Origin of the sequence: uncultured Aquimarina sp. (assembly GCF_947500065.1) — a bacterium.
GTDB lineage: Bacteria > Bacteroidota > Bacteroidia > Flavobacteriales > Flavobacteriaceae > Aquimarina.
Map to the genome: position 1 here is coordinate 769,830 of NZ_CANMQT010000001.1, position 14,220 is coordinate 784,049.

Here is a 14,220-nt window from a genome sequence, read left to right on the forward strand (position 1 = left end):
TTAGTGCTAAAATATGACTCAATTTAATATTTTACTTTGCTTTAACTTTATAAATCCATTTTTGAATAAAAATGTACTAATCACAACTCATGCAAAACCAAAAACACCTTTTTGACCTTTCTGAAGATATTACCTACCTCAATGGCGCCTATATGTCTCCTCAACTTAAATCCATAACAGAAATAGGATTAGAATCTGTTTCAAAAAAAGGGAGACCCAACGAGATTTTACCTGTAGATTTCTTCACCGAAAAAGAAATCCTGAAACAGCGTTTTGCAACGCTAATCAGTGCTCCTGATTATAAAAACACTGCAATCATTCCATCGGTTTCTTATGGTATTGCTAATGCTGCTAATAATGTACCCATTAAAAAAGGAGATGAAATCATTTTAGTAGATGAACAATTTCCTAGTAATGTATATATCTGGCAAGAAGTTGCAAGAAAAAATGAAGCAACTATCAAAATCATTAAACCTCCTATCGAATTAGAAAATAGAGGTAAGCGTTGGAATGAAAATATTCTGGAAGCAATCACTAAAAATACCGCAGTAATTGCAATGCCACAAGTGCACTGGGCAGATGGAACTTTATTTGATCTGCACGCTATTCGTGAGAAAACAAAAACAGTAAACGCTATGTTAGTCATTGATGGGACGCAAAGTGTAGGCGCTTTTCCTTTTTCTATACAAGAAATTGAACCCGATGCTTTGGTTTGTGGTGGTTATAAATGGTTATTAGGTCCATACGCTATTGGCATGGCTTATTACAGTGATGCTTTTAATAATGGAACACCGATCGAGCATAACTGGATGAACCGATATAATAGTGAAGATTTTTCTGGACTCACAACATACGAAGATCGATATCAGGAAAAAGCAGCCCGATACTCTGTAGGAGAATCTAGTAATTTTGTACTAACACCCATGATGATAGGAGCCATCGAACAATTGATTGCTTGGCAACCAAAAAACATTCAGGAATATGGTAAAAGTATTTCCAAAAATGCTGTTCAAAAACTCCGAGAATTAGGATGTTTTATTGAAGATGATGCATATAGAGCACATCATCTATTTGGGATCTATCTTCCAGATCATATCAATGTAGAAGAGATTAAGGCAAAATTGAAGGAAGCACAAATTTTTGTTTCTTTTAGAGGAAATGCCATGCGAGTTTCTTGCAATGTGTATAATACTGAAGAAGATTTCGAAAAACTATTAAATTCTTTTGGATAACGATAATTTTTCTTCTGTTGGAATTAAAACTTATGAGTTGATTACATTAATTTTAAAGACATAAAAACAAATCCATGAAAAAAAAATTAGCGATCCTTAATTCCTTATCTGTTGTATTTGTAATTGGCATAAATTATATTTCACAAGCATTACGCTTTAATAATACTACTGTAGGGGAACTCAGCAGTAAATATGATAATCTGTTTACACCAGCAAGCTATGCTTTTGCAATATGGATATTAATTTTTTCAGGTCTTATTGCTTATTCAATTTATCAAATCCGAAATGCCTTTTTTAAACCAGAAAAAGCAGATCATGTACTACAAACAGGATACTGGTTTTTTATTGCAAATCTATTAACCGGTTGTTGGGTTATAGTATTTACCTATGAATACTTTGGTTTATCAGTACTTATAATGTTAGGTATCGTTTTCTCTCTGAGTAAGATTGTTATCAATACTAAGATGGAACGCTGGGATGCTCCTTTGGGTATTATCGCTTTTGTATGGTGGCCCATATGTCTATTTCTAGGATGGATTTCTGTGGCTACAATAGCTAATTTTTCTATTTATTTAACCAAGATTAATTGGGGTGGATTTGGTTTAGATGAGATTACCTGGACTATAATTATGGTAATTGTAGCCGTTTTGTTGAATCTATTTATGATTGTCAAAAGAAATATGCGAGAATTTGCTTTGGTTGGTGCCTGGGCGTTAATAGCAATATATGTAAGACATAACGGTGATTATAATTCCATTGCCTATACAGCGCTTATAGCTGCTATTATATTAGTACTTGCTGCTGGTATTCATGGGTTTTTGAATCGCGCCACTAACCCTGGTAAAAAATTGATGGAGCGATTTAGCTAAGTTGTTAACCTACTATTTCTCTCTTAATTAGATATGTTATTAAAATGTAGCTTAAAAACAGTAAACGATGAAGTTTCTCATCAAAACTTAAAAAAATAGTTAGTTTTAGTGCGTATCACTATATACAGGTTTGTCATAACTAAAAGAATGATAGTATATTTGCTTAAAATTATTGCTACGTGAGTAAAAATATAATCACGCAAACCTTCGCACAGTCTCTGTCTCTTCAGAAACTGGGGAATGCTATTGCCCAGTCCGAAAGTAAAACACATCTACAAGGCCTTATCGGATCCTCTTTATCCTTTGTGATTTCAGCTGCTTTTGAGCAAGCAGACAAACCTTTTTTGTGTGTTTTTGATGATAAAGAAGAAGCAGCCTATTATCTTAATGATTTAGAACAACAACTTGGAGATAAAAATGTATTGTTTTATCCAGGAAGTTATCGCAGACCCTATCAGATTGAAGAAACCGATAATGCTAATGTTCTTTTAAGAGCAGAGGTATTGAATAGAATCAATTCCAGAAAGAAACCTGCGCTGATTATTACCTATCCGGATGCTTTATTCGAAAAAGTAGTGACCAGAAAAGAGCTGGAGAAAAATACACTGAAGATTTCTATTGGAGATACGCTGTCATTAGATTTTGTCAATGAAGTACTGTTCGAATATCACTTCCAACGAGTAGATTTTGTTACCGAACCTGGCGAGTTTTCGGTTCGTGGTGGTATTGTAGATGTATTTTCATTTAGTAATGATGAACCGTATCGTATAGAGTTTTTTGGGGATGAAGTAGATAGTATCAGAACTTTTGATGTAGAGACGCAATTATCAACGGACCAGATCAAGAAAATTTCTATCATCCCTAATGTAGAAAATAAAGCGATGCAGGAAACTCGTGAAAGTTTTCTGAAATATATCGCTTCTAAAACTGTGGTTTTTGCCAAAGATATTGACCTGCTTTCTGCAAGAATCGACAAAAATCTTGAAAAAGCCAAAGAAGCTTTCAAAACGCTGTCTGAAGAAATCAAACACGGAACTCCAGAGGAACTTTTTGCTTCTTCAGCATTAATCAAAAAGCAATTACTGGATTTCACCTTGGTCGAAATAGGAAATCGACCACTCACCAAAGCTGATTATGCGATTAAGTTTGACACCAAACCGCAACCTTCTTTCAATAAACAATTTGATTTGCTGATTCAGAACCTGAATGAAAACCATGAAGAAGGCTATAAAAATTATATCTTCTGTGTAAGTGATCAACAGGCTAAACGTTTTCATGATATTTTTGATGATGCAGATCTGGATGTAAAACAATATGAAACAATTGTTTTTTCCGCATTTCAAGGATTTATTGATCACGATCGTAAAATAGCCTGTTATACCGATCATCAGATTTTTGAGCGATATCATAAGTTTAATCTAAAGAGTGGATATGCTAAAAAACAAGCTATCTCGCTCAAAGAATTGACCAACCTCGAAGTTGGTGATTACGTAACGCATATCGATCACGGAATTGGTAAATTCGGCGGGTTACAAAAAATAGATGTCGAAGGCAAAAAACAAGAAGCAATCAAGCTGATATATGGAGAACGAGATGTGTTATATCTCAGTATTCATTCGCTTCATAAGATTTCAAAATTTAATGGTAAAGATGGCAAGCCGCCACAGATCTATAAGCTAGGTTCCAAAGCCTGGAAAACCCTAAAACAAAAAACCAAAGCAAGAGTAAAACATATTGCATTTAATTTGATTCAATTATATGCAAAACGAAAATTGCAAAAAGGTTTTCAATACAATCCAGATAGTTACTTACAACACGAATTAGAAGCTTCTTTTATATACGAAGACACGCCTGATCAAAGCACCGCTACAGCAGATGTAAAAGCGGATATGGAAAGCGAGCGACCTATGGATCGATTGATCTGTGGAGATGTTGGTTTCGGTAAAACCGAAGTAGCTATCAGAGCAGCTTTTAAAGCAGTGGATAACGGAAAACAAGTTGCGATACTGGTTCCCACAACGATTCTGGCATTTCAGCACGCAAAAACATTTAGGGAACGACTAAAGGATTTTCCGGTAGTAGTAGATTATGTAAACCGTTTCCGCACCGCAAAACAAAAAAGAGAAACTCTAGAGGATCTGGCTGCTGGCAAAGTAGATATCATCATAGGAACCCACCAATTGGTCAATAAAAATGTAAAATTTAAAGACCTGGGATTACTGGTTATTGATGAAGAGCAAAAATTTGGTGTTTCTGTAAAAGATAAACTGAAAACCATCAAAGAAAATGTAGATACACTCACCTTAACCGCTACACCTATCCCAAGAACCTTACAATTTAGTTTGATGGCAGCTCGGGATTTATCTACCATCACCACACCTCCACCCAATCGATATCCGATAGAAACTAATGTGATTCGATTTACTGAAGAAACCATTAGAGATGCCGTGAGTTATGAGATACAACGTGGAGGACAGGTATATTTTATTCATAACCGTATTGAGAATATCAAAGAAGTTGCCGGAATGGTACAGCGCCTAGTTCCGGATGCCAAAGTTGCGGTAGGTCACGGACAGATGGAAGGTAAAAAACTAGAAGGTTTGATGCTCTCCTTTATGAATGGAGAATTTGATGTATTAATTTCTACCACTATTGTAGAAAGCGGACTGGATGTACCAAATGCCAACACTATTTTTATTAATAATGCCAATAACTTTGGGCTTTCGGATCTACACCAGATGCGTGGTCGTGTAGGACGAAGTAATAAAAAGGCCTTTTGTTATTTCATTACACCACCATATTCTGCAATGACCGACGATGCCAGAAAACGTATCACCGCATTAGAAATGCATTCTGACTTAGGTAGTGGATTTAATATTGCCATGAAAGATCTGGAGATTCGAGGTGCGGGAGATTTATTAGGTGGAGAACAGAGTGGTTTTATCAATGAAATTGGTTTTGATACCTACCAAAAAATACTAAACGAAGCAATCGAAGAACTCAAGGAAAATGAGTTTGCTGACTTATACGAAGACGGTCAAAAAGAAAAGGTATATCTAAAAGATACGCAGATTGATACCGATTTCGAATTGTTATTCCCGGATGACTATATCAACAATATTACCGAGCGTCTCAATCTGTATACAGAACTCAATGAGATCAAAGATGAAGAGGGGCTGCAAGCTTATGAAAAACGATTAGTAGATCGTTTTGGAGAAATCCCGGATCAGGCAGTAGACTTATTAAATTCTGTGCGTATCAAATGGATTGCCACTTCTATTGGATTAGAAAAGATCATTATGAAACAAGATAAATTGATCGGGTATTTTATCAGTGATCAGCAATCGAGTTTTTATCAAAGTCCTATATTTTCTAAGGTATTACAATTTGTACAGAAAAATCCAAGTAAGTGCAAAATGAAGGAAAAAAACACCCGAAATGGATTACGATTGTTATTGACTTTTGAGAATATTGTATCAATAGAAGATGCATTACGAGCTATTGCAACAATAAACATAAAAAAAGAAAATGTACTATGAGAAATATTTTCTTTTTAATTATTTATTTTATTCCTGTAATTCTAGCTTATTTGTTTGAAATTATATTTCAAGATGTTACTCAAGAAAGATTATACAACTTTTTTGAAAATATTATTTTTTATATACTCGCTTTCATACTAATCCAGTTTGTTAAAATAAAGAAGAAGACAAAAGTGATTTTTTATTGCACTTTTAGTATTCTTATTCTGTTTACATGGTTTGAGAGCGTTTTTTATTATTTGTATGGTATCAACTTTAATTCATCAACTGTTTATATATTAACAGAAACAAATCTTGATGAAGTTTCTGAGTTTATTAGTACTTATGCCAATTATACTATAATATGTTTCTCACTATTAATGCTTCTATGTAACATAGTATTAATTGTCTATTCATGCAAAAAAGAGGACATATATTTCACCTCCTTTTCAAATATATCCATAACAAGAAAAATCTTAAGTGTTCTGGGAATTTCTATAATGTTTTATGGAATATTAAAGTTCACAAAGCTTATTGTATACAATACTCCTTACTTACTAGTAAAATCAAGTATTCAATATCGAAAAGATGCTAAAAGTTTCGATTTATCACATACAAATCGTACTTCAAATGCATTCAAAAATGTACGTAAAGATACGATTAGTTGTAATGAAACCTACGTTTTCATTATTGGAGAATCTACTACAAAAAACAAGATGAATTTATATGGATATCAAAAAGAGACAAATCCTAAGCTAAATAATATCAAAAATGAGCTTTTCATTTTTGATCAAGTGATTAGTCCACACACTCACACTATAACCTCATTATCCAAGTCATTAACACTGAATAATTATCAAAACCCGTCTAAACAAGATAATGGAAGTATTATTCAACTTATGAATGCTGCTGGTTTTAAAACCTATTGGTTATCTAATCAAAAACCAATAGGTGCATTCGAAAATTTAACCACCAAAATATCCAAAGGAGCATCCGTCAGAAACTTTATAAATATAGCAAATCACAATAAAAAGACCCCTTATGATCATAAATTGATTAAACCACTAAAAATTGCTCTAAACGATACAGCTAATAAAAAGGCAATTTTCATCCACCTTTTAGGGACTCACCTTCAATATAATAAAAGATATCCTAAGGAGTTTGAATACTTTACCACTTCTGATATAAAGGACAAAAAAGAAGTATTAATAAATGAATATGATAATGCTGTAAGATACAATGATTTTGTTGTTCGAGAAATTATTAAAGAAGTGAAAGCAAAAAATATTATGTCGTATGTGTTATATTTTTCAGATCACGGAGAAGAAGTATACTTTGATAGAAAAGATTTTTATGGGCATTATGAAGAAGATCCAACTCGATCTATGTATGAAATCCCTTTTATTTTGTGGACTTCCGTCAAGTATAAAAAGCTCAGAAAATCTAGTTTTAATGTTCATAATAGGTTCATGACTGATGAATTAATACATGCTGTTTCCGATATAAGTGGTATACGGTTTACTGGTTTTGATAAAAAAAGAAGTATCTTTAATAACTTCTATGTTGAAAAACCCAGAATGGTTAGAAAAAATATAAGCTTTGAAGAATTGTTTTTGTATGAAGATAAAAATTGAAAGACTCTATAAAAAAATCAATTCGGCTCTAGGCTATCCGCTTAAATCTATACAAGCGATTAAAATACATTAGAATTTTTTCTAAAAGAAGACTGGCCATCAAGCTTATAAAAAAAAACACTACCGCAAAAATATATTTTTCAAAGAGTGAAGTGTCATAAGAATAAGTGATCCACGGCTTTCTAAGAAACCCATGTATAGCGAATAAATAGAAACTTAATTCTCCTAATCTTACCATAGCCGCCTTAATTTTCGCAGGAGATTTGCTTTCAAGCCAAATCAAAAAATGAAATAAAATGTAAGAAATACTAATAAAAGTTATTGGAAATAAAAAGCTATAAAAATTTGCCAAAATAAATACAAATATAGAAATTCCTAAAAATTTATAATTTACCCGATGACATCTGGGATAAAAAACGAAAACCATTCCCATAACAAATTCTGGCAAATGCCCTGGAAACAGATATAATAAACTAAGGTTATATGTTTCTAATATAGGTTGAACTAATGCAAATATTATGTAATAAGATACTAGAAATAAAATTCCGCTTATGTAATTAAATCTGTTTCTTTTAAAAAAATAAAACAGTAATGGAAAAAGAACATATAGTTGAATTATTAACGAGAAAAACCACCAAGGGCCATTAATATTTAATGCCTTATTTGGTATGAAATTATTAATAAACATTAATTTTAGTACTAAGTCTCTCCATTCATAAAAATTAAAAACCCGATTTTCCACAAAAAACACCGTAATAACCAAAAAAAGAATCGCCAAAAAATAAACTGGGTATATTTTTTTTAACCTATCAATCATAAAAGGCAATAGACGAATCTTTTTTTGGTTATTAAAATATTTTATTGACAATCCGTAGGCGCTCAATACAATAAATATTTGCACTCCATAATGCCCCATATAACTAAGTGAAGCGGTAAGAAATTTCTCAGGAAAAGCCATCAGTACTTCGAGATATCTCTGAATTCTAATTATATCCCAATCAAACTCATTTTCACCTATATAAGGTTTAGTTAAATGAAAAAAATTATGAAACATAATTAATAGTATTCCAATACCTTTTAGAAAATTAGTTTGATTTTTGGTTATTCTCATTTAATCATACGTATTAAATCTACTTGGCAAAAACTACTCATTATTTTGATCTACATATATATCAAAATAATGACAAAATGTAATTCAACAACACAAAACTGCACTTCACCAACATGATGTAATTTAAACTTTTTAGGAGGATAAAAATGGAGTGTTGATATTTGTAACGCACAATGTAAACAAAACTAAAACAGCCTATTATGCACTTAACATTAGACAAAGATACAATAGAAATGGAAATAGCAAGATATCTGCCAAACACAATTAGAGGTTTTCTTCCAAAAACTCCACTTGAAATGCTGTTTATTATCATTGTAAGAAATGATATGCACCAGACACTTTAAAAGATTGTTTTACAAACTTCGGTAAAACCAATAAGGAAGAGTTAGAGCTTTCTATTTTAGATTGAGATGGAATCCCAGTTCTTAACGATAAGAAGTGATTCGGATGTTGAATGTTAGAACAAAAAGTACCAGGTTACTAATGCTACATACTATCTAAGAACAAGCAAGTAATCACAATGATCTCTAGGTGATAGAAATACAGTTTTGAGTTAGTAATAGCAACTGGAGAAAGTCGATATTAGTTTGGATTCAAAAATTTCAGAAAATCCTGTAATAAAAAAAATCTATGTAGATATATACTTCAATAAACATAATGAACATAGATTCAACAACCAAAAGCATCCATAAAAAACAAGGAAAATCATTTCAATTTTCAACAAACTACACTTCGTCGACAGTAAACTACATTTAAACGAAACTAATGTTGGATTCATCTTTAAACGTCATTTGTTGGTTCTATTTATTTATAAATTCATCTTAATTATAACAATAAGACCAACAAAGATTATGAGTAACAGAGAGGAATTTAGTTTTTTGAAAGGAACTTTGAAGCAATTAAAAAAGTTAAGCCATAAAGTCAATCAAATGTTAGAAGAAGGTTTATTGAAGAAATAGAAAATTATAAAAACATCCCAGAATTAATCGATATAAACGAATTTTCGATGAACTATTCTTTTGGTTATCAATACAGTAATAACATCGATGATGTTTATAGAACTTAAAAGTTACCTTAAAAATCACCTATAAAAGGTTAACAACATAAAATCATTACGCTACACTAAAACTATTTAATAAAAAATCTACTTCTTAATATTGTTTAAAGGCTCTCAATAGAATAAAATTGTATACCCTTTACTCAAAAAAAATTATAAAAGCCAAGTTATATCCTAAATAGAAAATGCTTTTTAGAAAAATAAATCTCTATCCAATAGAATAATTCCTATATTTCTAATTCAAAAGAAAAGTTTCAAAAAACTTCGAAACCCACTGGTATTACTGGTTTGTCGGGTAAATGTCGGGTTAAATACGATCCGAAAAATTTGAGAAACTAATTCTGAAACTTACTATTGCATAAGCAAATGAAAACAAGTCAAATTATGAAACAGCCAGAATTAGGACAGAAAATTTCTGAAATCAGAAAATCGAAAGGACTTACGCAAGAAGAGCTGGTAGAGCAATGTAATATTAGTGTAAGAACGATACAGAGGATTGAAGCGGGAGAAGTGATGCCAAGAAGCTACACGATAAAAACGATTCTGTCTGCATTGGATTATGATCTTGAAAAAATTTCGACAGAAGAACCTAGAATTACAAAAGAATTTAAAAAGATATTTCTACTCGAAATAGATGATGAAAAGGAGGCAAGTTTTCTGACAAGACAACTAAACATCGCATGGATTAGTGGTATTATTTATTTTCTGATCGGTTTTATAGAAATTATAGTAGATTATTACCGACTTGAAGAAAATGAAATGGTAATCAATCAGTGGCTCTATATTTTTCTGAAATTAGTTTTAGTAACCTCTATTATCCTTTTTACGCGTGGTTTTGTGCTTACCGGAAAGATTTTTAAAAACTACTTGCTAAAAATAACTGCATTCATGTTCATTTTTATTACCATCGTATTCTATGGATTTGATATTATATCGCTATACATTGGTGACTTTGATTATCATATTGTTATCGGTGCAGAATCCATGACCTACGGAATCATAGGAATCTTGTTTGGGATATCTGTTTTCAGGCTTCAGAATGCTTTAGGAACCATCGCCAAAGTTACCGCAATTTTCGAGATTATTACGTATGCATTTATGACCACCGTACTGCTATCTATCGTTGGTTTGGTATTTCTTACACCCACCATTTTATTAGAAATTATTCTGCTTTTTAAAGTCTGTGAGATGATTAAGGCTAAAGAAAAAACGCTGGCCACCAAATAATCCAACTGGTATTTATTCACATTAAAATATCATTGAATGCATATTCAATGACAGGAAATCCTTTGTCAAATTTTAAAACGAACATCATCATGAAAAAATGCATCATCATTACTTCTCTAATCATACTAGGTGTACTCATAAATTTCTTTCTTTTTGAACCCATGATAACTTACACATCGGGATGGAATGCCTATCCGAATACTAGCAAATTGCAGCCGATAGTTAAGCACAATGATGAGATTTCAACAAAAGCGGATCGTATTCTAAAAGATATGTTTACACATCTTAAAGTTCCTGGATTATCCGTCGCTGCCGGAATGAATGGAAAAGTAATTTGGTCTAATGCTATTGGATATGAAGATATCGAAAATGCTACAGAAGTACGTTTGGGCACAAAATTCAGAATCGGAAGTACCTCTAAAGCTGTAACCTCATTAGGGCTCGGTGTGCTTTTGCAGAGCGGAGCATTACATCTGGATACTAAAGTCAAAGAATTTGTTCCCTATACAACCGAAAACCTTTCTGAAATAACAGTAAAGCAACTGGCATCACATACCTCAGGAATACGGAATTATGAAACTTGTTTTTGTTTTCCCATTTGGGAACATCAAAACAATGACGAGTACAAAACAGTTCAGGAAAGTGTAGGGATATTTAGTGATTCTCAGTTGTTATTTCCTTCTGGCACCGATTTTACCTATAGCTCGTACAATTATACATTGCTAAGTGCTATGATGGAAGGTGCTTCTGGCAAGGACTTTCTTAGTTTTATGGATTCAGCTGTTTTTAATCCCTTAGATATTAAACACATTAATGGTGAAACATCCTCTTTATCACAAGAAAATATTTCAAAATTTTATGAAGTGGATAAAAACATGTACAAAGAAGTATTTAAGGTCAACAATAGTAATAAATGGGCTGGTGGCGGATTTGTTGCTACACCTACAGCTCTTGTTCAACTTGGGAATGCCTTTCTAAATCATCAACTCTTTAATAAAGAAACTACAGAGATTCTTATAGAACCTGTTGCTTTAGATTCTGGTAAAATAAATAGGCAAAACTATGCGATGGGATGGCGTAACAGCCATACCGAAAAAATGTTCGACCAGAACCACAAAGTACAAATCATTCATCACGCTGGAACTGCTGTGGGATCGACTTCAGTATTTATTTTATTTCCAGAATATAATCTCTCCATATCCATAGTAATGAATCGAAGTGGTACTGTCTCCGATTTATTCACATACGCATATAAACTCGCAAAAATATTTATACCAAAAAATTAACATATGAAAAACTACATTATTTACACGTATATCGCATTCATGATTTGCTTATCAGCAATTGCCCAAGAAGAAAACCATAAGATAATCTTTATGGAAGAATACTATACTGAATATATTGCTGCGACCAAAGAAAATGATGAAAACCTAAAAGAGCTATATCTTGAAAAAGTGAGGCTTCCAATTTTTAATAAGTTCTTTATGAGCAGTGAATATAACTCATTTGTATATGAAGACCTTGCCAGACCTTCGTTAGATATCCCATATCTAAAAAAGACATTAGAAGGAATTACTTCTAATAAGAAACAGATTGAAAAGACGATTCTAAAAGCACTAGAAAAATCGAATACATTACTTCAAAATGAAGGAATTACGGTATATGTGCTGCCTCCTAGTTCTGAATTACAAACTATGAAAGACGACATGAATGGTGTTTTTGGATTTACAGCAGGAAGTAAGCAAATTCTAATCAATATTGATACTTCGGTTGATAACTGGAAAGAGGCTCTTTCATATGCAGTAGCTCATGAGTTCAATCATACTTATTGGACCAAAGAAAATTTAGCTAAAATTACGAGATGGACACTTCTGGATTATTTAGTTTTTGAAGGAAGAGGCGATTATTTTGCTAAACTCTTATATCCTAAATACTGAAACCAAATGGATAGGAAGCATTAACCAAAGAGAAAAAGCAAGAATTGTGGACAACCGTACAGCCTGATTTAGAGAACCAAGATTTTGAATTTCAGTCAGAAGTAATGTTTGGATCAGATAAATTCCCGGTTTGGGGAGGTTATGCTGTAGGGTATGATATTGTACAAAGTTTTTTATCTAAAGAAAAATCTATCACTCCTGAAGTTTGGATTAATATGGCAGCAGAAGAATTCTTAGAAAAAAGCGATTATAAAAACAATGAGATTCCTAAGTAATGAACTATCCTACGCAACCTTTTTTAAAATAATGAATCTTTTAAGAAAGGTAAAAAAATGAGAAATATATTGGTTATAGGTATCGTGTTATTTGCTACTCTTTTTAATAGCTGTAATGATGATGACGATACAGGCTCTTCGATGGAACAAGAGCAACAGGTACTTATTGCAATGCTTAATGAAATACAAACCATTGTCAACAGCACCTCCTGCATAGATGCCACTAAGTGGACATATACAGCAATTGGAGCTAAAGCTTGTGGAGGACCTATGGATTATATAGCGTATTCCACAACTATCGATATAGAAGATTTTCTAAAAAAAGTGAACGCATATACAGATTTAGAAGATGCGTTTAATAAAAAATGGGGTATCATCTCTGACTGTTCAATTGAGCCAGAGCCAAAAGGAGTAGCATGTGAAGATGAAAAACCTACACTTTTATACTAAAGAAAAAAAAGATCGAAATCCGAGGATTTCGATCTTTCTAATATTTGAATTAGCCTTAAAAATTATTCTTAGTTAATTAAAACGGTCCACCAACTGGTCTGCATAGACATCCAGCGCAGATGTATGGATGATCACAATCACTATCTGAGTGACATTCCGAGTTTAAACCTCCTCCTCCGTTAACAGATTGTTGTTGTTGTTTGTTTAATTCCTTTACTCCTTCTTGAGTTAAAATTGATTTAAGCATAATAAACTGGTTTTAAGATTAATTTGTATTGTGAGAGTAAGTTATAAAATAAAAAAGAGAAAAATTCCCCTTTTAATTAATAATTTTAAATTAATCTTCAATCTTGCTTGCTATAATACTCAGATTACTTGTATCAGAATCCAATACTACCACTAGTCACGGACTAATGGTAGTAAAAAATAATCTACAAAGGTATTAGTAGTCTAACGCTACCCAAACACCCTGACAAACTAACGGTTGTATAGGAGCTAGGCAAGAACTTTGCATAAATGAAATATACGCAGCTGAAAGATCGCAATGCTCTCCTTCAGAAGGACATATATGACTTACTAAAAATCCACCTTTACAGCTTTTTTGCTTCTTCTTTGTTAATACTTCAACTCCATCTAATTTTAAAATGTTATGTAACATAATTTTTGATTTTAGAATTATTAATTCCTGAACATTTTATAGACAATCAGGATTTTGTCTACTCTTCGCGAATGAGGTTTATTACTTAAAAGTTCCTGATATTATTTTTTGTTACCCATAAAAAATCCACAGCATTAATGCTATGGATTTTTTTTATTTATATTCTTACCAATATGCCACTCGTTAAAGACATAGCGGTGGCGATTACTCTAGTGACATCAGAGAAAAGGCACGAGTTACTTGCGCCGGCAA

At 32.4% G+C, this 14,220-nt stretch carries 12 protein-coding genes and 1 pseudogene; 10 read left to right on the forward strand and 3 right to left on the reverse strand.

Annotated elements, in window-relative coordinates:
• Positions 1 to 89 precede the first annotated feature (89 nt).
• From Q0975_RS03485 to Q0975_RS03500, 4 genes are all read left to right on the forward strand, one after another.
• Positions 90 to 1,232, forward strand: a complete 1,143-nt coding sequence (locus Q0975_RS03485; RefSeq protein WP_299433159.1) for an aminotransferase class V-fold PLP-dependent enzyme — start codon at positions 90 to 92, stop codon at positions 1,230 to 1,232.
• A gap of 74 nt (positions 1,233 to 1,306) precedes the next feature.
• Entirely contained in the window at positions 1,307 to 2,101 is a 795-nt protein-coding gene (locus Q0975_RS03490) for a tryptophan-rich sensory protein (RefSeq protein ID WP_299433162.1), read from the forward strand.
• Positions 2,102 to 2,280: 179 nt separating this feature from the next.
• Positions 2,281 to 5,640: a transcription-repair coupling factor gene (gene mfd, locus Q0975_RS03495; RefSeq protein ID WP_299433165.1), complete on the forward strand. Its 3,360-nt coding sequence runs from the start codon at positions 2,281 to 2,283 to the stop codon at positions 5,638 to 5,640.
• Positions 5,641 to 6,119: 479 nt separating this feature from the next.
• Positions 6,120 to 7,253, forward strand: a complete 1,134-nt coding sequence (locus tag Q0975_RS03500; protein WP_299433168.1) for a sulfatase-like hydrolase/transferase — start codon at positions 6,120 to 6,122, stop codon at positions 7,251 to 7,253.
• 28 nt (positions 7,254 to 7,281) lie between these two features.
• On the opposite strand, the gene Q0975_RS03505 is transcribed toward Q0975_RS03500, so the two are convergent.
• The gene (locus Q0975_RS03505; protein ID WP_299433171.1) at positions 7,282 to 8,364 is read right to left on the reverse strand and encodes an acyltransferase; all 1,083 of its coding nucleotides are present in this window, start codon (positions 8,362 to 8,364) and stop codon (positions 7,282 to 7,284) included.
• Between the two features lie 200 nt (positions 8,365 to 8,564).
• On the opposite strand from Q0975_RS03505, the gene Q0975_RS03510 reads away from it, so the two are divergent.
• The 6 genes and pseudogenes from Q0975_RS03510 to Q0975_RS03535 all read left to right on the forward strand — a co-directional run bounded on the left by Q0975_RS03510 (position 8,565) and on the right by Q0975_RS03535 (position 13,310).
• Entirely contained in the window at positions 8,565 to 8,708 is a 144-nt protein-coding gene (locus Q0975_RS03510; protein ID WP_299433173.1) for a hypothetical protein, read from the forward strand.
• A 1,097-nt stretch (positions 8,709 to 9,805) separates the two neighbouring features.
• On the forward strand, positions 9,806 to 10,648 hold the full coding sequence (locus Q0975_RS03515) for a helix-turn-helix transcriptional regulator (protein WP_299433175.1): 843 nt from the start codon (positions 9,806 to 9,808) through the stop codon (positions 10,646 to 10,648).
• Between the two features lie 89 nt (positions 10,649 to 10,737).
• Complete coding sequence (locus Q0975_RS03520; protein ID WP_299433177.1) at positions 10,738 to 11,934, forward strand: serine hydrolase domain-containing protein; 1,197 nt, start codon at positions 10,738 to 10,740, stop codon at positions 11,932 to 11,934.
• Positions 11,935 to 11,937: 3 nt separating this feature from the next.
• The gene (locus tag Q0975_RS03525; protein ID WP_299433179.1) at positions 11,938 to 12,585 is read left to right on the forward strand and encodes a DUF2268 domain-containing putative Zn-dependent protease; all 648 of its coding nucleotides are present in this window, start codon (positions 11,938 to 11,940) and stop codon (positions 12,583 to 12,585) included.
• 32 nt (positions 12,586 to 12,617) lie between these two features.
• Positions 12,618 to 12,860 (forward strand): annotated as a pseudogene (locus Q0975_RS03530) (DUF2268 domain-containing putative Zn-dependent protease); the annotation flags it as partial.
• Positions 12,861 to 12,917: 57 nt separating this feature from the next.
• Positions 12,918 to 13,310 carry a hypothetical protein gene (locus Q0975_RS03535; RefSeq protein ID WP_299433181.1) on the forward strand — a complete coding sequence of 131 codons (393 nt, stop codon included), beginning with the start codon at positions 12,918 to 12,920 and terminating at the stop codon, positions 13,308 to 13,310.
• Positions 13,311 to 13,386: 76 nt separating this feature from the next.
• Here the strand turns inward: Q0975_RS03535 and Q0975_RS03540 are convergent, their stop codons facing one another.
• On the reverse strand, positions 13,387 to 13,557 hold the full coding sequence (locus Q0975_RS03540; RefSeq protein ID WP_299433183.1) for a hypothetical protein: 171 nt from the start codon (positions 13,555 to 13,557) through the stop codon (positions 13,387 to 13,389).
• 195 nt (positions 13,558 to 13,752) lie between these two features.
• Positions 13,753 to 13,968, reverse strand: a complete 216-nt coding sequence (locus Q0975_RS03545) for a hypothetical protein (protein ID WP_299433185.1) — start codon at positions 13,966 to 13,968, stop codon at positions 13,753 to 13,755.
• Positions 13,969 to 14,220: the final 252 nt, after the last annotated feature.

Excerpts from the sequence above, each read along its gene's own strand:
- Q0975_RS03515 (WP_299433175.1), top strand. The coding sequence starts at position 9,806 with ATGAAACAGCCAGAATTAGGACAGAAAATTTCTGAAATCAGAAAATCG.
- Q0975_RS03525 (WP_299433179.1), top strand. The coding sequence starts at position 11,938 with ATGAAAAACTACATTATTTACACGTATATCGCATTCATGATTTGCTTA.
- Q0975_RS03500 (WP_299433168.1), top strand. The coding sequence starts at position 6,120 with ATGTTTTATGGAATATTAAAGTTCACAAAGCTTATTGTATACAATACT.
- Q0975_RS03485 (WP_299433159.1), top strand. The coding sequence starts at position 90 with ATGCAAAACCAAAAACACCTTTTTGACCTTTCTGAAGATATTACCTAC.
- Q0975_RS03490 (WP_299433162.1), top strand. The coding sequence starts at position 1,307 with ATGAAAAAAAAATTAGCGATCCTTAATTCCTTATCTGTTGTATTTGTA.
- Q0975_RS03505 (WP_299433171.1), bottom strand. The coding sequence starts at position 8,364 with ATGAGAATAACCAAAAATCAAACTAATTTTCTAAAAGGTATTGGAATA.
- Q0975_RS03545 (WP_299433185.1), bottom strand. The coding sequence starts at position 13,968 with ATGTTACATAACATTTTAAAATTAGATGGAGTTGAAGTATTAACAAAG.
- Q0975_RS03535 (WP_299433181.1), top strand. The coding sequence starts at position 12,918 with ATGAGAAATATATTGGTTATAGGTATCGTGTTATTTGCTACTCTTTTT.
- Q0975_RS03510 (WP_299433173.1), top strand. The coding sequence starts at position 8,565 with ATGCACTTAACATTAGACAAAGATACAATAGAAATGGAAATAGCAAGA.
- Q0975_RS03520 (WP_299433177.1), top strand. The coding sequence starts at position 10,738 with ATGAAAAAATGCATCATCATTACTTCTCTAATCATACTAGGTGTACTC.
- Q0975_RS03540 (WP_299433183.1), bottom strand. The coding sequence starts at position 13,557 with ATGCTTAAATCAATTTTAACTCAAGAAGGAGTAAAGGAATTAAACAAA.